Raw genomic sequence first — 1,482 nt, 5'->3', positions numbered from 1 at the left:
CTGGGATGCCTGAGGTGTCTGGGAGGCCTGGGATGCCTGAGGTGTCTGGGAGGCCTGGGGTGCCTCAGGCGCCTGGGATTCCTGAGGTGTCTGGGGAGCCTGGGGGCTGACGAGTGGTGTGTGCGAAGGGAGCGCAGGGGCTGTCGCGGCTCCCTGGCCCGCCATCTGGAGGACGTACGGGCCCACCAGCGCCGCCGGGAAGATCCACAGCAGCCCGAACAGCAGCATCTCCGGAACGCTCAGACCCGTCTCCACGCTGCCGCCGCCGCTGCTGCTCGACCCGCCGAACCCCGAGCCGCTGTCGAAGGCCTGACCGGACACCTCGACGCCGATGCCGCTGAACCCGGCGAGCAGCAGCACGAATCCGAAGAAGAGCCCGGCGGCGAGGAGCTGCTCGCCGCGGCCGACGCAGCGTCGCGCGGCGAGCACGCCGAGGGTCAGCGCGCAGACGAGGCCGAGGGCCAACGCGCCCACGATCGCCCAGTCGTTGGTGACGTCACCGAGTTCGGCGAGGCCGAACGACCCGCTCTCGCGCCCGCTCCCGTACATCGAGCTGCTGCCGTGCACCGAGGCCTCCGCGCCCGCGCCCCAGCCGATGCCGAGTGCCGTCACCGCGAGGTTCGGCAGGACGAGCAGGGCGATCAGGAGCGGTGAGATGCCGGAGTCGTCGAGATCGGTGAGCTCGCCCAGGTCGTCCACCTGGGCGAGGCTGATGAAGGCGACGAGCGAGCAGAGCACGAGTACGACGACGAGAGCCCGTACTGCCGTCCCGGTCGCCCGGATGAGGGACTGTGCCCCCGGCCGCGCGGTCATGCCCGCCAGGCCCGACGTGTCCACGCGGTGCAACACCCCGTAGGACACCGCGAGTCCGAGCACCAGCGCGCCCAGCGCGGCGAGCACCGGGGACGACGACAGCTCCACGCCCTCGATCTCGGGCTGCGCGAAGAGCGCGAGCCCGAGGACGCCGACGGTCACCGACAGCGCGACCCGCACCGCCGCTTCGAGCCCTGCCGTGCCGCCGATCCCGGCTGCGCCCCGGGCCACGAGACGGTTCCGGAGCACGCGTACGCCGATGAAGAGGGCCACGAGCCACAGTGCGGTCATGGTGAGCGGGACCATGTGCAGGGAAGCGGTGCCTTCGAGCGAGGACTCCGTGGAGCCCGAACCCGGTCCGGTACCCGTGCCGAGTCCCAGGCCGTCGCTGCCTGGTCCGGACACCGGGTCGCCGAAGTCCGGTCGCTCCTCGCGGCCCGTGAACTCGAAGCCGCCGCCGACCGATTGGAGCAGCAGCGCGAGGGCGATGCGGAGCCGGTCGGTGAAGCCGAAGACGGCGTCGTCGTCCTGCCCGTACGCCGGGATCGCCAGCGCGGCGGCGCCCATCAGCAGCAGGGCGACGGGCCAGAGCGCGGCCTGCACGGATCCGGCCCAGTCCCCACGGAACGTACGGCCGAAGAAGGCGCCGACGGGTGAGGGAGCTGACGG

1 protein-coding gene is annotated in these 1,482 nt (G+C 72.3%); it reads right to left on the bottom strand.

Annotated features, from left to right (window positions below):
• The coding region (locus tag AOK03_RS40000; RefSeq protein ID WP_055570216.1) for a hypothetical protein at positions 1-1,482 on the bottom strand (1,482 nt) is incomplete at both ends.

Origin of the sequence: Streptomyces atriruber (genome assembly GCF_001418325.1) — a bacterium.
Taxonomy (GTDB): domain Bacteria; phylum Actinomycetota; class Actinomycetes; order Streptomycetales; family Streptomycetaceae; genus Streptomyces; species Streptomyces atriruber.
The sequence above is the reverse complement of the archived record's forward strand: the minus strand, read 5'-3'. Positions and strand labels throughout refer to the sequence as shown.